The sequence below is a fragment of the Enterococcus termitis genome, assembly GCF_001730305.1.
GTDB classification, from domain to species: Bacteria; Bacillota; Bacilli; order Lactobacillales; family Enterococcaceae; genus Enterococcus_L; species Enterococcus_L termitis.
In genome coordinates this window covers 169131-187315 of sequence record NZ_MIJY01000001.1, presented here as the reverse complement: position 1 = coordinate 187315, position 18185 = coordinate 169131, and the positions used below count along the sequence as shown (strand labels likewise).

Here is an 18185-nt window from a genome sequence, read left to right as displayed (position 1 = left end):
CAATTTTATTTACGAACGCATCATCTCTTCAATATTAATAACACGATCAACAATATCTGTATAAAATTCCTCTTCATGGGAAACAATCACAATCGTTCCTTGGTATTGCTGAATTGCTTGGCGTAAACTATCTTTAGCGGCAGTATCGATATGATTCGTCGGCTCATCTAAAAAGATAAGATTACTGGTAGTCATTGTTAGTTCACACAATTTCACTTTTGTTTGCTCGCCTCCACTTAACAAGCGAATTTGTTGATTGACTAGTTTGTCAGGAAGTCCACTTTTAGCTAAAAAAGTACGAATTTCTTTGACATTCTTCTTTGGATAACAGTCACTTAAATAAGTAATCGGCGTTAAATACTCATTTTCCCACACCAAATCTTGGGAAAAATAAGCAATTTTTGTATTCGCTGGATATTGAAATTCACCGCTGATCGACTTTATTTTACCAGTCAGCGTTTTGATCAAGGTCGACTTACCGATTCCATTAAATCCTTTGATAGCAACTTTTTCTCCACTATGGACAGATAAATTGATCGGTGCCAGTAATGGTTCAGCATAGCCGATCACTAATTCATCTGTGATCAATGCTAGACTGGCAACAATCGGCTGATAAGGAAAATGAAGATTTGGTTTCATCAAACTTCCCGGTGGTGCCATTCGTTCTAAGCGATCCAATTGTTTTTGACGACTTTTCGCCATTGTTGCGCGATTTCCTGCTTTGTATTTGCGGATATAGGCTTCAGCTTTTTCGATTTTTGCTTGTTGCGCGTGGTATTGTTTTAAATAGCTTTCTTTGTTTTGTTCTTTTTGAGCGAATGATTTTTCGACATTTCCGGTATATTTTGTCAATTTACCAAACTCAATATCACAGATGCAATTCGTTACTGCGTTTAAAAAATGATAATCATGAGAAACCAAAATAAACGTCCCATTAAAATTATTCAGATAATTGATGAGCCACTGAATATGCGTGTCATCCAAATAGTTTGTCGGCTCATCTAAAAGCAACACATCTGGTTCCTCTAAAAGCAACTTCGCTAAAATAACTTTCGATCTTTGACCTCCACTCAGTTCATTCATCGGACGCTCTAATCCAATCGCCTCAATCCCTAAACCATTTGCAAGATCGTTGATGATCGTATCGCTTTGATAAAAATCACTTTCATCTAGCTGTGTTTGTAAATTCCCTGCTCGTTCTAATAATTTAGCTTCACCAGTCTCACCAAATGTTGCGTATAGATCATTGATTTGTTTTTCGATTTCATATAGCGGTTTGTATGCTTGATGTAAAAACTGATTAATCGTGTGTTCACCGATTACTTCCACATATTGATCTAAATAGCCTATTTTAGTATTGTTTTGCCAAATGATACTCCCATCATCTGCCAAAATTTCACCAGTTAAGATTTTGACTAAAGTAGATTTCCCTACACCATTTTGTCCTGTTAATCCCATATGATCCCCTTTATTGACTCGCAGAGAAGCATCTTCATATAAAATTTTTTCCCCAAAACGTTGGGTTAGATGTTCGATTGTTAATATACTCATTTTTTCTTCCTCTTTTCGATTTTTGCAAAGCTTCCTTTGAAACGCTTTGCTCTTCATTCGTTGTAAATTATAGTAAACATCAGTTTTTATCTACTCAAAAATTAAAGTTGTTTTGCACAACGCTTTCGTACGTTTAACGTAAAGGTCATTTGTTGTTTATTCAGACAAAAAAACAAGCGATCAAATAGGCTCTCCTATCTTATCCCTTGCCACTATCAACAAAGGACAACGTACGAAACACGTTGTCCTTTGATCTGCGTTATAAAAATCAAGTTCATCGCCAAAAGCAACACCAAATAAGACTACTGCTTAGTCTTAAAAATCCAGTCTTTATTTTGACGATGAAGCGTTCATTTTATTAGGCTCCACAACAATGCTTCATCACATTCATATGTTGGGAGCTACTTCTTTTCACAAATTTATCTGAAAGAAAAAACATTCTTAATCACCTTTCTTTACAAAACACATTTTATCATATCTTGTGTGAAAAGCAATAAAACTGATATGACTTATTTTTTTTCTTCATTTGATCCAGAATACCCCAGATGATCAGGGAGAACCACAGAAAAAAATCGACAAGCTTTTTTTCTTGTCGATCTGTTTAAACTATTATTTTGCATCAGAACCTAAATATGTCAACGCATATTTCACATGAAATTCAGTTGCTAGGGCTAAGCCAGCTTCATCAATGTCAAATTTTTCATGATGATGACCATATTGTGTTTCTGGATTATCTAGATTTCTAGTTCCTACTCGTCCATAAACGCCTGGCGCTTTCAATAAGAAATCAGCAAAATCATCTGCACCTAAACTCTTCGTATGATCAGTGACAACATTTTCACTTCCAACAATTTCAGATGCTACTTTTTGTGCTAATTCAGTTGCGGTATCATCATTGATCAAAGGTCCTGCTGCATCATGGATATGAAAAGATGAGATTTTTGTTCGGTGAGCTTCAGCAATTTGATTGGCAATTTCTTTTACACGCTTTAAAACGAATGCTCTTGTTTCATGGCTAAATGCTCGAACAGTTCCTTCTATTTTGGCATGATTTGCTACAATATTATATCGAGTTCCAGCATCTAGTACGCCAATACCAACGACTACAGGATCTAGCGGACTTACCTCTCTTGAAGCAATTTTCTGCAGCTCAACAACAATACTTGCAGCTGCCAAAACAGCATCACGACCGACATTTGGTTGAGCGACATGACTGCTCAATCCTTCTACCTCAATTTTAAAGATATCACATGATGCATTCGTAGCACCCTTTGTAGCCACTAGTTTACCTACTGGAACACTTGAATCTAAATGAATACCAAAAACTTGATCAATATTTTCAACAAATCCGCCTTCAACGAACTGACGAGCGCCTGCACCAATTTCTTCTGCTGGTTGAAAGGCTAATTTGATCGTTCCGGCAAAATCATCTTCATGACTTTTTAACACTTTGGCAGCACCAAGCAGTGCAGCTGCATGTCCATCGTGTCCACAGGCATGATTTAAGCCGGGATTTTTGGATTGATAGTCTTTCTCTGTAGCATCCTCTAACTCTAAAGCATCGATATCTGCTCTTAAGATAATTGTTTTTCCTGCTCCTTTTTTTCCTGTAATTGTGCCTAAAACGCCTGTTTCTCCTACCTCTTCAAAAGGAATAGCTAATTTTGTTAGTTCTTCTTTGATTCGTTTGATTGTTTCAAATTCTTTTAAACTTGCTTCTGGGTATTGATGAAAGTGACGTCTAAGTGCGATCACTTCATCTGCATTTTGTTGGATTTCTGCTTGAATTGATTGTTTTGTCAATGTAGTCATCTAATTGTCCTCCTTTTATTTTCTGCCAAATGTTTCCCAAGCCGGAACACTAGAACCTTTTGATGTTTCTTCAATCACTTTTTTAGTTTCTTCTTGCTGATAGGTGTCCACTACTTTATTGTATGTTTTATTGTTTTCATCTTCTTTGCGTGCAACGATAATATTGACGTAAGGCTTTGATGTTTCATCAACCGGCTCTAGGAAAATTGCATCTTTTGCTGGTACAAAACCAGCGTCTACAGCCATTCCGCTGTTGATTACAGACGCATCGATATCTTGAAGTGCTCTTGCTGTTTGTGATGCATCCAGCTCAGTGATTTTTAAATTCAGCTTATTTTCAGTAATATCACTGACAGTAGGTGTCTGTTTTTTAGCAGGATCCACTTTGATCAAATCAGCACTTTGCAACAGCAATAGTGCGCGACCACCGTTAGTTGCATCATTAGGGATAGCAATTTCAGCCCCTTCTTTTAGCTCCTTGACCTCTTTGATTTTTGATGAATAGATGCCTAATGGTGCGCTGACAGTATTTCCGATAGAAACTAAATCTGTTTTATGCTCTTCGTTGTAATTGTCTAGAAAAATTTGATGCTGAAACGAATTCAAATCGATTTCTTTTTCTGCTAAAGCTGCATTTGGCTGCGTATAATCAGAGAATTCGACCAATTGAAGATCAATTCCATCTTTTTTCAAACGTTCTTTGACTGATTCTAAGACTTCATTATTTGCACCAACTACACCTAATTTTACGACTTCATTCTTTTCACTTTTGGCACTTCCCGCCGAGCATCCTGCTAGTACAACGCCAATTGTTAATGCTAATCCGATAAGTTTAATTGCTTTTTTCATGTTGATTTCCTCTTTTCGTTTAATGTGATGTTTTTTTAATCAATGTATTGCTTATAAACTGACTGGCAAAAACCAAGATCAAGATGATCAAGGTTGCAACGATTGTGACATCTGTTTGAAATCGATTATAGCCTCTGGTGATTGCAAGATTGCCTAAGCCACCTGCACCGATGGCTCCAGCCATTGCCGTCAATCCGATTAAATTAATGATCGTAACAGATGATACACGAATAATACTTGGTAGACCTTCCACTAAATACACTCTAAAAATAATTCCCATAGGGCTTGTTCCCATTGACTCTGCTGCTTCGACTACGCCTGGATCAACTTCCAATAAGGCATTCTCGATTTGACGAGCAAAAAATGGAATCACTCCTATCACCAGCGGCACCAATGCAGCCGTTGTTCCAATCGTTGTTCCTGTTAAAAAACGAGTGATCGGCTGAATCAATGCCAGCATGATGATAAAAGGAATGGATCGGCAAATGTTGATGATTTTTTCTAAAATATTATAAAGTATTCGGTTCGTTAAAATTCCGTCTGGTCCTGTCGCTACTAGAATCACACCAAGTAATGTCCCTAAAATTCCAGCGATGATTGCTGTCCAAAAGACCATATATACTGTTTCGATCGTGCTATCAATAAATTCTTGTTTTAATAGTAAAACGTTTGGAAAATATTGCTGTAAAATGGCTTGCATTTTCTTCACTCCTTGTCTTGATTTTATTTAGATAACATGTAAAGGCACGATGTTTTTTTCTGATTTGCCTTCTTTTAAGCGTTTAATTTTTACACCTTCTTTTTGCAAAAACGTCAAGGCTTTTTCTCGTTGTGTTTCTTCTCCCGAAAGAATCACGATCAAATTACCGATTGGCACTTGTTGCAGGATTTCTACATTTCCATATAAAATATTTGTCACCACATGATATTTACTGTAAAGCTGAGCAATCAATGGTTCACTTGTCTGCTCTCCTACATAAGAAAATTCTACCAACACTTCATTTCCACTCAAATCAGTCAAACTAGGATGTTGAACAATGGTTTCTAACGCTTGATCGATATGTGTTGCCGTTCGGATAAAGTCCTTCGTCAAGGCTTTTTGAGGTTGACTGAAAATCGACACAATATCATTTTGTTCAATCACTCGTCCATTTTCCATTACGGCAACTTTATTGCAAATTTCTTTCACGACCTGCATTTCATGGGTGATTAATACGATCGTGAGACCTAATTCTTTGTTTAATTTTTTCAATAAATCTAAGATTTGAATCGTTGTTTTAGGATCTAATGCACTAGTTGCTTCATCACATAACAGTATTTCCGGATCATTCGCTAAAGCTCTAGCAATTGCTACACGTTGTTTCTGTCCTCCAGATAATTGACTTGGATAAGCATCTTTTTTATCTGAAAGACCCACTAGCTCTAATAATCGTCCTATTTTTTCTTTACGCTGGTCTTTTGATAAGCCAGCATATTTGAGTGAAAAATCAATATTTGCGAAAATCGTTCGCTCTTTCATCAAATTAAAATGCTGAAAAATCATCCCGATTTTTTTTCGTTGTGCCCTTAACTCTTTGGCTGAAAATCCAAGAATATTTCTATTGTTTATAAGGACTTCACCTGATGTTGGTCGTTGTAGTAGGTTGATTACTCGAACAAGTGTACTTTTCCCAGCCCCGGAATAGCCCACAATTCCGAATACATCTTCTTTTTCAACCGTAAGTGAAACATCTTTAACTGCATCGATCTGTTGCTTTTTTTGATAAAAGGTAACGCCTATGTTTTTTAATTCAATCATTTTTATTCCTCCTGTCGTTCTTTTGAGATAAATCAGTTATTTTTTCTCGTATCCTCTTCCCTTCATTTCATTTATTATCAAAAGAAAAAAGCGTCCTCAAATGCATAAAATTATACATTTGAGGACGCTTTTGCGTGCTACCACCTCTATTTAGTATCTATTCACATAGATACCCTCATCAAGTACGTCAAAAAATTGATTATACTCTAGCACGATAACGGGTGCTCCCGTCGCTGTCTTATGAACAAAGTCACTCGAAGCGCTGCTCAATGGCCATTTTCCAGATTTCTATTATCGCTTGTTTTCAGCTGCCCAAGCTCTCTGTTAGATAACATTCCATCTGTACTTTCCATCTCAATGCGTTGATTCTCTATTTAATTGTGTTTCAGTTTGCCCAAAAAGGTACAAAAAAGCCCTCTACCAGCCTATGCTAGTAAAGGGCGAATAATCGCGGTACCACCTTTGTTTTAAAGTAACCTACATTACTTTTCTTAAATCAAGTCTAATAACTTGTTGCTAGGGTAACGGGTGCTTCCCGAAGCTGCTTACGTATCAACAGCTTATCCTCGTGAGGCCATCTTCAATCCTTTTGTGCTTGTCTCTTTTCACCAACCGAGACTCTCTAGTGAAGCACGTCCAAATCTACTCTTCTCTTCAACGGATTATCTATTTTCTTTTTGATATATCGTATTCTACTGGAAACGTTAATCTATGTCAACTACTTTTTTTTATTTGTTCATTAATAATTGATTTATCAAAATGTTAAAAAAATTCTAGTTTTCCACTTTCACCTTTGTTATACTTTATAAAGGAGGTTAAAGGGTTGAAAGTGTTATTTATTTTGCAATTATTTTATTAATGTTCAGCCAGGAAAAAAATAGTTTAAACTTTGGAGGTTATATTTAAATGAATTATTCGTATCAAGCAAACAAAAAATCAGTTCCTATGGTTATTTTATTATCCTTTGTCACTTGTGGTATTTATCCGTTATTCTGGATGTATGATGTTACTCGTCAATTAGCTGAGGTCAATGATGATCATACGACGAATCCTGGTTTAGTCGTACTATTTTCTATCATTACTTGTGGTATTTATACACTTTATTGGTGGTACAAAATTGGCAGTATGTTTGTAGAAAGCCAGTCTAGAGAAAATGTCCGGCCCATCGTTGATAATAAAATAGTATTATTACTTCTTTCAATATTTGGTTTTTCAATTATTTCTACTGGTATCTTACAAGCTGACTTAAACCGTTTCTGGGATAAACTTGAAACAGGTGACCGTGATGGCTACAGTACTGGCGTGGATGAATAATCTAGAACTATGCGTTTTCAAAAATATATTCGGGATTCCTTGTCCAGGGTGTGGTATGACTCGAGCATTTATTCATGTTTTTCAACTTGATCTAAAAGGTGCTTTTTACTATCATCCCTTGTTTTGGCTGGTACCTATTATTTTCGGTATTTTTTTATTTCGTAATAAAGTCCCTGTTTTTAAACGAATCTGCCAAAATAATACCGTCATTTTCAGCCTTCTTGGTCTATTCATAACCGTTTATGTTGTGCGCCTGATTACTTTATTTCCAACCACAGCTCCCATGGATTTTAACACTCATTCATTAGGTGCAGCTGCTATTCGTTGGATCACAACGAGTTTGAATTAAACGATTGACGATTGAAACGAAGTTGGAATAAAATCGCTCCGCTTGTTTCTACATCGTTTACACGTTTTTAGAGGGCACATATGTGACTGAAAAGAGTTAAGTCTTAGACTCTTTTCAGTTATCTTTTCTGTTGAAAAAAAGCCTTTATCTATTGCATAAATTTCGACTGAAAAACGTTGACAAACATTGAAATCTAGGTTAATCTGTTATCTGTATTCTATTAATTTTGCCGCCTTAGCTCAGCTGGTAGAGCACCACCATGGTAAGGTGGGGGTCGCCGGTTCAAGCCCGGCAGGTGGCTTACTTATAACGTTGTATCCTTTATCAAGGTTGCAGCGTTTTTTATTGGTTTTACGTCAAAAATTATACTCAAATTACTTACTTTCTTAAAATTTAGCTCTTCACACCAAGAATAAACATTTCTCATAAAAGTAGCTGTAACGATAAACAAGCTTAAAAAATAAACAGTCAGCATTTCGAATAAGCCATATATTTAAATAATGTATTGATATGCAGGCAATTTTTAAAAGGATTAACACTCATACAAAGCGGTACCTATTGATAAATGACAATGAATTCCTAAGGATTGTCACTTGGCAACACTTTTGTTATCTTTCTGCAATTTCATTTTGATTTTGTTGCCAAATGGCTATATCATAGGATTAAAGAAAGGAGCTTGACCGATGGACTTTGGCGAAAGATTAAAACATTTACGCGAATCAAAAGAGCTAGGTGTTAACCAGCTTGCATTAAAATCTGGTGTAAATGCTTCGAATATTTCAAGGTTAGAGAACGGTGAGCGAAAAGACCCTACTTTCAAAACTGTAAAAAAATTAGCAAAAGCTTTGGGCGTATCGGTATCTTATTTTGCTGACGAACCAAGTGAACTGTTAGCGATTACAGCTAAGCTGGATAAAGATGTTCCAATTGAAGAACTGGGCGATATCATTGATTATATAAAAAAATAAAACGTAAGCATGCTAACAAAAATAATAGAGGATGTTTTGTATATGTTACCGAAAAGCTTATCCCATATTTTCAGGGGCTTATAGAATTTCTAAGCCACTAGGAGAATACTACTCCTATAGTAAATTTTTCAGATTACAGTCTACTTTTCAAAGATTATCGAATAGTTTAAGAACTTCTTGGGGGCTTGTGATAATAGCAATACATAAAAAAAGCGTTACACTAAAAAAAATACATCTTATATTTCAAGTATAGCAACTACATTTTTGTAAACTAATGACTTGGATTATAAGCGTATAATATAATTTGTTTGTAGGGGAGAATTAAATATGGGAAGAAGAAGTTCTAATGTTACACAGAAATCACTTTATAAAAAATGGTGGTTTTGGATTATTGCTGTTTTAATTATTGGGGTTTTTGGAAATTTTGCCAGTAGCGATGAAGATAATGCCGATACTAAAAAGTCCGATGACCAAAAAACAGAGGTTAGCACAAAAACAACGGAAACAAAAAAAGAAGATAAAGCAGATCTAGTTGTCGAAATTGCTGATAGTTTCGAAACTGATAGCTCTGGGAATGTGATAATCACGGGGAAAACAGAACCTAAAGCAAAAGTTCAGATAGGTTTTGGTGTTTTAAACGATCCAGCGGAAGCTGATGATAGCGGAAATTTTTCACTTACCTACACCTTACCAAGTGCCAAAGATAAAAAAATTAATATTTTTGCTTCTTTAGATGGTAGTACTGGATCAAAAGATATTATTATCAAGCCGTCTGCTGAATTTACAGCATCTATAGAAAATAGCAAAAATGATACTAATACAGATAATGCAAATAATGATAGTAGTGTTCCCACTGAATACAAGTCAGCACTAAGAAAAGCTGAAAACTATTCAAATAGAATGAAAATGTCTAAAGCAGGAATATATGATCAACTTACCTCTGAGTATGGCGAGAAATTCCCACCAGAAGCTGCTCAATATGCTATTGATAACATGAAAGCTGATTGGAATGCAAATGCTTTAGCAAAAGCTAAAAGCTATCAAGAATCTATGGACATGTCTATAGAATCAATAAGAGATCAATTAACTTCTGAATATGGTGAAAGATTTACACCAGAAGAGGCAGAGTATGCAATACAAAATTTAGGACAATAGATTAAAGAGAGAGCCTTTGGGCTTTTCTTTTTTTATAGAAAATTAATTCATAATATGCACAAAAATGTGTAATAAATCCATTGATCTCATAGTTTCCATCTAATAATAGTATAGTAGCTTAATATATGTAAAAAAGACGAAAACTAAAAGACTCTTAAAGATACCAATATTGATTTTCTAAAAAATATGGCTGGCAAACTTAAACTGTTAAACTATTAGATTTTTATGATACACGGATAAAAATTTTTCAAAGAGTTGAAGTGTCCGCTCAATGAATGCAAAAATGGCAATCACCAGACATGACTTAAAAAATTTTTTCAGGACTTTTAAACGCTTTTTACAGTTACTATGATTTATTACCAATAATAGATAAATTGATTAACGTCTGCCTGACAAAGGGAATAATCGTTAGTTAAAACTGTTAATAATAGTCATAGTAAAATTTTTTTATAGAGACTATTGACATACAATGTTTCAACTAATTAATTTTCTTATTTGACTACACAGTAAGAAAATCTCATGGTCTTAAGGATAAGCTTCAACTACGAAAGCAAACAATCAAAGAGGAATACACAACTCGAATTTAAATATATGTTATGCGTACTCATAGATACTACAAAAAACACTAATCTAAGCAGAACTATATTTTTAAGCGATTAGTTGCTTGTTCTCCTTTCTCACTCAAAATCTGAAATGATTAATTATAGGAGGTATTCCACAATGCAAAAAGGTATCACACTTCGTTTTTACGAAAAAGATGATCTGATGCTTTATTCTCAACTCACTCAAGACATTCGGGTCATGCGTTATATCACTGAAAAAGCAGAAACAGATAATGAAACTATAGAAAAATTCCAGAAAATTCTTGACTATAATGCTGACCACACTGATCAAACAGGCTACTACAAAGTCTATGATCAAGAAACGTATCTTGGTTTTGCCAAACTTTCATGGGATACAGAAGAAAAAATCGAAATCGGTTATATGTTAGTACCTGAAGTTTGGGGTAATGGCTATGGGAATCAAATCATTCGTACACTTCTTCAAAAAATCACGCAATCAGATACACTTTGTCAGGCGACTGTTTACGCGATTATCGATCCAAATAATGGTGCTTCGAAGCATCTGCTGCAAAAATATCAATTCGAATCAATTTGGCAAGGAATTGAAGAAGGACTACCATCAGAACATTTAGTTTGGAATCCGTAAATTTCAATACGATATTTGTTATCACTTCTATATTCTAAACATTGATACTGGAAAAAATAGCTTACATTCTAATGATCTTTTTCTATTGTTAAAAGGTGAAACAAAACTATCTTCCCTCTCGTTTTGTTTCACCTTTATTTTTTTATTTGTCATATCTTTTACGTTTTGATGATGCGGGAATCCCTAATGCCTCACGATACTTAGTCACTGTTCTACGAGATATTTCGATTTCTTGCTCTTTTAATAAATCTACAATTTTTTGATCAGACAAAGGTTTTGCCTTATCTTCATCGTCTACTAGCTTTTGTAATTGCTTTTTGATGCTGCTTGTAGAGGTTTCTTCACCTGTACTCTCATTTGATAGTCCATGAGAGAAAAATGATTTCAATTCGAAAACACCAAATTCAGTTTCCAAGTATTTTCCGTTAACAGCACGACTGACTGTAGATTCATGAACGTCCAATGTTTCTGCGATTTCTTTGAGATTCATCGGTACTAATGGTCGTTCTTCATTGAAAAAGAATGCTCGTTGTCGCTTAACAATTTCCCTACCGACTCTTAAAATCGTGTCTCCACGCTGCAAAATTGTTTTTTCCAACCACTCAAATTCGCTTTTCTTTTCTTGGATATACGCTTGAACCTCTTTGTCCTCCACTGCCTGCATTCGTTCAAAATACGCTTGTTGGAATGACAGTTTAGGCACACCTTTCTTATTAGAAAGAACAATCAACTGTTCACCTTTGATCCGTAGAGTTAAATCAGGACGAATATAAAGTCCAGAAGTAGATTCGAAAATACTGCCAGGCGACGGGGTCAAGGTTTGAATATAATCAAAAATCGTCTGAATATCAGAAAGATCTACATTAAATTTTTTGGCAATCAGTGACCACTTACGATTAGCTAACTGATCAAACTCCTCTTCAATCACGATGTAAGCTAAAGGCGGAGCGGTATCATCTCGTTCAACCTGCAACATCAAGCATTCGCGTAAATCTCTTGCACCAACACCTGCTGGATCTAATTGCTGAATCAGTGTCAACGCATCCAGCATTTCAATTGAATTCGCTCCTGTTTTTTCGGCTGCTTCGTCTAAATCGATCGTCAAGTATCCGTTCAAATCAATGAACTCAACAAGAAAAAGAACGAGTGTCCTCAAATGTGTATCTCGATAATTTAAGTGGATCTGGTCGATCAAAAATTCGAAAAGCGAGGTATGGCTATCTGGAATTTGATTTAAATAGTTATTCTCTTCGTTTGAATACGTTCGGCTGCCTGAACTCGAAAAGTCTTGATGGCTGATATTGGCTTGGATATCGATCAATGGGTTTTCCAATGATTTAGTCTCTATGTATGCATGAAGTTCTTCGGAGTTGTATTGCAGGATTTGGATCGACTGTTGAAGTTGTTGGGTCATCGCAAGCTTTTGAACTTGTTTTTGTTGCTGGGACAAATGCTGCTCAAATTTCATTATTTTCGTCCTTCCCCTTGTAATTTATGTAAATATCAGCTAAACTAGTAATCGTGCTTGCGCCCTTAGTGTAGTGGATATCACGTAAGATTCCGGTTCTTGAGACGGGGGTTCGATTCCCTCAGGGCGCATCAAGTTGGATGACTATTTTTTCTGCTATAAGTAGCATTATAGCATAGTTTATCTTTGGATGTGGCTCCATTTTTACCTCTTTTACAGATCACTAGTTTCTAAGAGGTTGGAACCTAAAAATCAACAGAATTGTCTAACATCAGCTCGTACCTCGCTGTGTTCACAGTAAATTCGGTCTATTTCCAAAGTAGCTGCTTTTTTACCACCGTTTATGCGGATTCCAAGCGACTGGGATGTAACTCATAGAGTTAGCTATCCCCCTTTTTGTATAATAGAATATTGGAAGAAACGAAAAAAGTTCCTATCTCTTGTGAGGTAGGAACCTTTTTTGCGTTTATTGACAAATATAATTATTTTAAGTATTATTATTTTACACCTAAAGACAAAGGAAGTGTTTTTTATGAAAAAAGTTTTGATTACTGTTTTGAGTTGTGGCTTTTTAATAGGATCAGTGGCAACTCCTGTTGTAAGCATAGTATTCGCTGACGAAGCAGTAGCGCAAGAGATACATCCAGATTCCGATGCGCCAATCTCGTCCGATGAAGGAGCTAGCTATTTAGATATTCCTGAAATAAATTTAGATGAAGACATTAAAGAATATGAGGTAGAAGTTCCGTCTCCTAAGGCTAGGGCGGCTTTTGTCATAATTTGGAAGATAGAATCGAAAACAGCTTCAGGAACATCATATGGTCCCTGGAGAAATGGTCCATCAGGAAAAGGAAAAGCGACGCTGTCTGCTAATAATTCAAATACAAGTAGTCGGTCAGTCTCATCAAGCATATCGGGAGACTATCCTATAGGAAAAGGGAAAATTGGCGCATCGTTAGGTATAACGATAGGACAATCGAAGACATACGGTGTATCATACTCTAGAGCAATACCTGCCGGGAAAAGAGAGCAAATTATTTTTAGACCAGTATATAAGCTAACCAAAGTTAAACAAAGAAAATATTTAGCGGGGACTAAAACAAACACGACTCAAACCGCTACAGTGAAATCGTTCAGTCATTGGGATTATTCATTCAAATCTATTTAAGGAGCATGATAAGTGATTAAAATAAAGTATTTAGTAAGTCTTGCTATAGGATTAATTATGGTGTTTGTCTTACAGACTATAAGTTATTTAAACTGGCTATTAGTTGATCAAGATGTGATTAATGGAATACGCGATCAATATTTATTTTTGAAAACACCGTTAATGATTATTCCAGTTTTATTTATCTCTTACTTTATTTATGGATTGAGAAGCAAGAAAACAAAAGACTGATAACTATACTGTCTTTAATTATTAGCAAAAAAATAGTTCTGTCCCTTATCTCTTATGAAGTAAGGGCTTTTTGTTTGGTTAGAAAAATCATTTAATGATTGTTAAATAGTTGCAATACGTAAATTGGTTTGAAAAAATTACGCCTGAATTGCTTCAAGAAATAATTGAAAAATTGTGGTTCATGCAGTGGATAAGACGGACAGTATTCGAACGGAAAAGATAGAGATTCATTATACCTTTAATATCGGGGAAATTTCACCCCCTGCTAGTTAATGGAGAAAAGCGGGTTGAACCAGCCATTCTCATTTAATTACAAATAGTTCTTCAAACAGAGTGAGCCTTATCTCCCAGTCGCTTTTTTTATGCAGACACAGATAATTCTTAACTACCAATACAATGTTTTTCTCATTTTTCTATAAAATATAAATAAAATTTGATAACACGAACACTTGTTTTTATGTTACTATAAATTTTCAAAATATGTTTGTAGGGTAGTGGATTATATTGGGACAGCTTCACACAAGATTATTAGTTATTTCTCTTCTTTTAGCACTTACTGAATTTCTTATCGGGCGTTATTTTTCACGTAATACATTAGTAGATACAGAGTCATTATTCATTGCTATAGCAGTTATTCAAGGTTTATTTCTTCTTTATTTTATCCTTTCCTTTCTATTACTGATCTACTTAAACTGGCATTCTAAAAAATAGGAAAATCTAGAAAAACGAACAGGACTGAAACGTAACTCTTCGAGTTATATCTCAGTCCTCTATAAATGCGAACATATACCAAAATTGCTGCAAAACAGAACTTGCTACACTTCATTTCACTCACAACAATCTTCAAGTATCAAAAACACTAAGATTTGAAGAGCTTGCTTCTCGGAGCTAAACAGTTTTATTCCAACCTTATTCTAAAAAACTATAAAATCATCGTTTCCAAATCAGAGCGAATCTCACATTGTAATTGTTGAATTTTTTCGATCTCCGCTTGATTTTCTTCTGTATAATACTTCTCAGCAATCACATGATTATACGAGAAGATATAGCTGACTGCCCACAATTTGGGGCTTTTAATTATTTGATCTGCTAAAGGATACAATAATGCAAAGTGAAGACGAACCTCTTCTGTAATATCTATCAACAAAATAGGAGCGACATTGATCAATTCTTTTTCTAAAAAAAGTAATATCCGCTGATAGGCCGCACAATCCAATGGTGTTCCAACCGTTGCAGGAACGACTGTATATGTCTTATGATCTCTCCAAAGAAACTTAACTTCTTCTTTGACATGCAAACTAACAAATTCTTCTAAAATCCACGAACGAACTAAAATATGTACCCGCTCATCAAGTAATAGATTTTTTCCAACCCTAATAAAATCATCTTGTGGCAAATTCAATGATTTCTTGACGACAGACAACTGTTCGTAATAATTACACAAGTTTAAACGATTCAGTTCATTCTTTACTTCTGATATTTTTACAGATTCAAACTGCTGATACAGCAACTCAAAATGCCGAATCTTCTTTTTTAAAGAAATCAGTTTCCTCATTTCACCGCTTTGCTCCATTAAAATCCGCTCGTTGATGATGCTGTGTGCTTGAAGAAACAAATGATTCTTGATCAAAATCAGAATATAAATCTCCAGATAATCTAAATATTCAAGATAGCATTCTTTCATCTCTGAAGCTACGCACAATGCTTGTTCGTAATTTTTTGTATCTAAATAGGTATTCACTAAAACCAGATTCAACGGAAAATCCTGCTTGATTGCATACGCTTTTTCAAAGTAATCTACTGCTGTCTTCAACTCTCCGAATCTAACCGCTTCTTGCCCTAATTCAATAAATCGTTCATAATTTTTGGGAAATGGAATTTTATTTGTCAAAAACAACACCACCTTCCTACTAATTACCTCTATCTCCCATGTATTGATTTCTTTATAGTTAAATAATATCAAAAAAGAAATAGTGTGTACACTTTAAACTAAATATCTTACCCTAAGATATTTATATTCGGAAAAATAGTGATTTAGTATAAATTTCTGATGATCACAGCTGTTTCTGCTTGACCTTGAGCATTTGTCCGTTCTGCTTTTTCAGTTAATGAAAAACCAACATAAAATTCTTTTGTCAGCTCATCTTGCACTTTGAATTCTACAACTTCTTCGACATGAAAGGCATTTGGATCGACTTCTTGAACACTATCCCAGCCAGTATCAATAAATACTTTTGTATCATCAGTGACAGCCTCGTTTGCTTCTAGTTCTTCCATTATTTTTTTCAATTGCGAAAAAGTCATTACGTCTACTTTATTATCCACCACTCTGCCTCACTTTCAATATTTGATTGATTATTATGCCAAACAACAACGAGTTTATCTCTCCTATTCATCATAACCTAAAATCAAATTTTATTATACTGAAAATTAAAAAGAAGGAAAATAAACTTTTTTGTTTATCTCCTTCTCTTTCTTTCTGGTCTAAATTCGTAGGTTCACCACTCGATAGCAATAAGAAATTAGTTTTTCATTTTATTCTTTTGATAATTCACCATCTTCAATTCGATAAACATGATCACTCCAGGCAATCATTCTAGGATCATGTGTAACCATAATTGTCGCTTTTTGCTTTTCATGTGCTTCTCTAGCTAATAATTTTACTACTTCGTAAGCATGCTCTGTGTCCAAACTAGCAGTAGGCTCATCCGCTAAAATCAAACTAGGTTCATTGAACAGTGCACGAGCAATGGCTACACGCTGGCGCTCACCACCAGATAGATCGCGAGGAAACTTATGGATCAAGTCACCGATATCCAAAGAGTTCAATAATGCGTCTATCCGATTTGCTTCTGTCTTTTTCTTTTCTATTTTATCAACTAAAGTAAATTGTTTTTCGACGGTCAAAAATGGAATCAAATTTGAGGCTTGTAAAATAAAGCCAATTTCTTCAAAGCGTAGACGTGAACGTTTTTTTTCACTTAAATGAGTAAAGTCTTTGCCATTGATTTGGATCATTCCTGAACTGGGTGTTTGTAGTCCACCTGCAATTGTCAAAAAAGTACTTTTACCAGAACCAGACGGACCGATAATACTGACAAATTCGCCCTCTTTTACTTTTAAATCAATTCCCTTCAAAGCTTCTACTTTGGCGTGACCTTTGCCAAAATTTTTCCGAATATCTGTCATCACTAGAATATCTGTCATTTTTTATCCTCCTATCGCTTTCATCGGATCTACATGAGTGACTGTCCGAATAGAGAAGACTCCTCCAAATACGGCTACGATGACTAACACGATGCTATAAAGGAATAAATTCATCGTATCAAGTTCAAAAGGCATTGCTGCCGGTAATACCAGATTGGTCAATACCGTCAAAACCATACCGATTGCTACGCCGATCACACCTAAAATAAAGGTTTGCGCAATAATAGATTTTATAATATAAGCATTTGAAATCCCCTGCGCTTTCATCACGCCGAACAGACTGGTCTTTTGAAGTGTCATAACATAAATAAAAATCCCGATGATTGCTGCTGTAATAACAAAAAGAAAATAGATCATCGCATTCAATGTCAAATTCTGTTCACTGTAGCCTGGCAGCTTTTGAATAAATTCTTCTATTTTGTATTTAGCTAAGTGATCCTCTTTTTCTTCTAGCTGAATGTTATCTATCGCCGTAGAGCGAACAACAATCCCATTGATCGGAGACTGATCGCCTTCAATGATCTTGCCAAACTTGATTTCCTGCCACTGATCGATAGATGTATAAATCAAAGGCACGATACTAAATGTATTTTGTTCAGTTACGCCTACCACCGTCAATGCCTTATCCAGTTTTCCAATTTTGACTTTATCACCTAGCTTGATGCCTTTATCCACTAGGTTTTTCGGAATGATGATTTCTCCCTGGTTCTCAAAATAACGACCTTCAATTAATTTAGGTCTGATTGCACTATCCTTTACAACGCCAAACAAAGAAATATTGATTTTATCCGCTTCTTTGTCTTTTCCTATTTTATTTAACGCACCTGCATATTGTCCTAAAGGCTCTTTTATTTTTGCTTTTACATCATCCAGATCATTCATCACTAAACTAGATGCAGTCAAACTTTTATTCGCATCTTCAGACAAAATAATACCCGTTGCCTTCCAATTATCCACCCCTTGTCTGACTCCTTGTGCTAAGCCATTAGCCAATCCCGAGAGCATGAATGCAACATATGCCACTAAAACAATCACACCTACAACCAATGTGTAGCGAAGTTTAAAGTACTTCATTTCTTCTAATCCTAAAAACATGATCTTCACCT

At 35.3% G+C, this 18185-nt stretch carries 17 protein-coding genes, 2 tRNA genes and 2 other annotated features; of the genes, 9 read left to right on the top strand and 10 right to left on the bottom strand.

Translation table 11 applies throughout. The features are described 5' to 3' along the window. Window positions 1–9: 9 nt before the first annotated feature. The 5 genes from BCR25_RS00900 to BCR25_RS00880 all read right to left on the bottom strand — a co-directional run bounded on the left by BCR25_RS00900 (window position 10) and on the right by BCR25_RS00880 (window position 6010). Complete coding sequence (locus BCR25_RS00900) at window positions 10–1551, bottom strand: ABC-F family ATP-binding cassette domain-containing protein (RefSeq protein WP_069661718.1); 1542 nt, start codon at window positions 1549–1551, stop codon at window positions 10–12. Window positions 1552–2160: 609 nt separating this feature from the next. Beyond that, the gene (locus BCR25_RS00895) at window positions 2161–3363 is read right to left on the bottom strand and encodes an amidohydrolase (protein WP_069661717.1); all 1203 of its coding nucleotides are present in this window, start codon (window positions 3361–3363) and stop codon (window positions 2161–2163) included. Between the two features lie 15 nt (window positions 3364–3378). After that, window positions 3379–4212, bottom strand: coding sequence for a MetQ/NlpA family ABC transporter substrate-binding protein (locus tag BCR25_RS00890; protein WP_069661716.1), 834 nt, complete (start codon window positions 4210–4212; stop codon window positions 3379–3381). A 19-nt stretch (window positions 4213–4231) separates the two neighbouring features. Next, the gene (locus BCR25_RS00885) at window positions 4232–4912 is read right to left on the bottom strand and encodes a methionine ABC transporter permease (RefSeq protein WP_069661715.1); all 681 of its coding nucleotides are present in this window, start codon (window positions 4910–4912) and stop codon (window positions 4232–4234) included. Window positions 4913–4939: 27 nt separating this feature from the next. Continuing rightward, a complete protein-coding gene (locus BCR25_RS00880) occupies window positions 4940–6010 on the bottom strand; it encodes a methionine ABC transporter ATP-binding protein (RefSeq protein ID WP_069661714.1) in 1071 nt (356 codons plus the stop codon). Between the two features lie 117 nt (window positions 6011–6127). Further along, window positions 6128–6377: a binding site (T-box leader), on the bottom strand. 66 nt (window positions 6378–6443) lie between these two features. Then, window positions 6444–6677: a binding site (T-box leader), on the bottom strand. A 239-nt stretch (window positions 6678–6916) separates the two neighbouring features. Here BCR25_RS00880 and BCR25_RS00875 point away from each other — a divergent pair. The 6 genes from BCR25_RS00875 (at window position 6917) to BCR25_RS00850 (ending at window position 11005) form a co-directional block, all read left to right on the top strand. After that, window positions 6917–7324 (top strand): DUF4234 domain-containing protein, encoded by a 408-nt coding sequence (locus BCR25_RS00875; RefSeq protein ID WP_069661713.1) that lies wholly within the window; start codon window positions 6917–6919, stop codon window positions 7322–7324. Beyond that, window positions 7296–7673: a DUF2752 domain-containing protein gene (locus BCR25_RS00870; RefSeq protein ID WP_245792081.1), complete on the top strand. Its 378-nt coding sequence runs from the start codon at window positions 7296–7298 to the stop codon at window positions 7671–7673. The genes BCR25_RS00875 and BCR25_RS00870 overlap by 29 nt, the downstream gene beginning before the upstream one ends. A gap of 228 nt (window positions 7674–7901) precedes the next feature. After that, a tRNA-Thr gene (locus BCR25_RS00865) sits at window positions 7902–7974 on the top strand. Between the two features lie 382 nt (window positions 7975–8356). Then, entirely contained in the window at window positions 8357–8641 is a 285-nt protein-coding gene (locus BCR25_RS00860) for a helix-turn-helix domain-containing protein (RefSeq protein ID WP_069661712.1), read from the top strand. A 327-nt stretch (window positions 8642–8968) separates the two neighbouring features. Then, window positions 8969–9796 carry an Ltp family lipoprotein gene (locus BCR25_RS20625; protein ID WP_069661711.1) on the top strand — a complete coding sequence of 276 codons (828 nt, stop codon included), beginning with the start codon at window positions 8969–8971 and terminating at the stop codon, window positions 9794–9796. 720 nt (window positions 9797–10516) lie between these two features. Continuing rightward, complete coding sequence (locus tag BCR25_RS00850) at window positions 10517–11005, top strand: GNAT family N-acetyltransferase (RefSeq protein WP_245792084.1); 489 nt, start codon at window positions 10517–10519, stop codon at window positions 11003–11005. A 142-nt stretch (window positions 11006–11147) separates the two neighbouring features. Here the strand turns inward: BCR25_RS00850 and rpoN are convergent, their stop codons facing one another. Continuing rightward, on the bottom strand, window positions 11148–12473 hold the full coding sequence (rpoN, locus tag BCR25_RS00845; RefSeq protein WP_069661709.1) for an RNA polymerase factor sigma-54: 1326 nt from the start codon (window positions 12471–12473) through the stop codon (window positions 11148–11150). Between the two features lie 59 nt (window positions 12474–12532). Here rpoN and BCR25_RS00840 point away from each other — a divergent pair. The 3 genes from BCR25_RS00840 to BCR25_RS00830 all read left to right on the top strand — a co-directional run bounded on the left by BCR25_RS00840 (window position 12533) and on the right by BCR25_RS00830 (window position 13872). Further along, a tRNA-Arg gene (locus BCR25_RS00840) sits at window positions 12533–12604 on the top strand. 329 nt (window positions 12605–12933) lie between these two features. After that, a complete protein-coding gene (locus BCR25_RS00835) occupies window positions 12934–13641 on the top strand; it encodes a hypothetical protein (RefSeq protein WP_139243103.1) in 708 nt (235 codons plus the stop codon). 12 nt (window positions 13642–13653) lie between these two features. Beyond that, window positions 13654–13872 (top strand): hypothetical protein, encoded by a 219-nt coding sequence (locus BCR25_RS00830; protein WP_245792085.1) that lies wholly within the window; start codon window positions 13654–13656, stop codon window positions 13870–13872. A 922-nt stretch (window positions 13873–14794) separates the two neighbouring features. Here the strand turns inward: BCR25_RS00830 and BCR25_RS00825 are convergent. The 4 genes from BCR25_RS00825 to BCR25_RS00810 form a co-directional block, all read right to left on the bottom strand. After that, a complete protein-coding gene (locus tag BCR25_RS00825; protein ID WP_245792088.1) occupies window positions 14795–15772 on the bottom strand; it encodes a tetratricopeptide repeat protein in 978 nt (325 codons plus the stop codon). A gap of 134 nt (window positions 15773–15906) precedes the next feature. Next, window positions 15907–16197, bottom strand: a complete 291-nt coding sequence (locus BCR25_RS00820) for a hypothetical protein (protein ID WP_069661707.1) — start codon at window positions 16195–16197, stop codon at window positions 15907–15909. A 210-nt stretch (window positions 16198–16407) separates the two neighbouring features. Further along, entirely contained in the window at window positions 16408–17079 is a 672-nt protein-coding gene (locus tag BCR25_RS00815; protein ID WP_069661706.1) for an ABC transporter ATP-binding protein, read from the bottom strand. Window positions 17080–17082: 3 nt separating this feature from the next. Further along, window positions 17083–18174 carry an ABC transporter permease gene (locus BCR25_RS00810; protein WP_069661705.1) on the bottom strand — a complete coding sequence of 364 codons (1092 nt, stop codon included), beginning with the start codon at window positions 18172–18174 and terminating at the stop codon, window positions 17083–17085. Window positions 18175–18185 lie beyond the last annotated feature (11 nt).

Excerpts from the sequence above, each read along its gene's own strand:
- BCR25_RS00900 (WP_069661718.1), bottom strand. The coding sequence starts at position 1,551 with ATGAGTATATTAACAATCGAACATCTAACCCAACGTTTTGGGGAAAAA.
- BCR25_RS00895 (WP_069661717.1), bottom strand. The coding sequence starts at position 3,363 with ATGACTACATTGACAAAACAATCAATTCAAGCAGAAATCCAACAAAAT.
- BCR25_RS00890 (WP_069661716.1), bottom strand. The coding sequence starts at position 4,212 with ATGAAAAAAGCAATTAAACTTATCGGATTAGCATTAACAATTGGCGTT.
- BCR25_RS00885 (WP_069661715.1), bottom strand. The coding sequence starts at position 4,912 with ATGCAAGCCATTTTACAGCAATATTTTCCAAACGTTTTACTATTAAAA.
- BCR25_RS00880 (WP_069661714.1), bottom strand. The coding sequence starts at position 6,010 with ATGATTGAATTAAAAAACATAGGCGTTACCTTTTATCAAAAAAAGCAA.
- BCR25_RS00875 (WP_069661713.1), top strand. The coding sequence starts at position 6,917 with ATGAATTATTCGTATCAAGCAAACAAAAAATCAGTTCCTATGGTTATT.
- BCR25_RS00870 (WP_245792081.1), top strand. The coding sequence starts at position 7,296 with ATGGCTACAGTACTGGCGTGGATGAATAATCTAGAACTATGCGTTTTC.
- BCR25_RS00860 (WP_069661712.1), top strand. The coding sequence starts at position 8,357 with ATGGACTTTGGCGAAAGATTAAAACATTTACGCGAATCAAAAGAGCTA.
- BCR25_RS20625 (WP_069661711.1), top strand. The coding sequence starts at position 8,969 with ATGGGAAGAAGAAGTTCTAATGTTACACAGAAATCACTTTATAAAAAA.
- BCR25_RS00850 (WP_245792084.1), top strand. The coding sequence starts at position 10,517 with ATGCAAAAAGGTATCACACTTCGTTTTTACGAAAAAGATGATCTGATG.
- rpoN (WP_069661709.1), bottom strand. The coding sequence starts at position 12,473 with ATGAAATTTGAGCAGCATTTGTCCCAGCAACAAAAACAAGTTCAAAAG.
- BCR25_RS00815 (WP_069661706.1), bottom strand. The coding sequence starts at position 17,079 with ATGACAGATATTCTAGTGATGACAGATATTCGGAAAAATTTTGGCAAA.
- BCR25_RS00810 (WP_069661705.1), bottom strand. The coding sequence starts at position 18,174 with ATGTTTTTAGGATTAGAAGAAATGAAGTACTTTAAACTTCGCTACACA.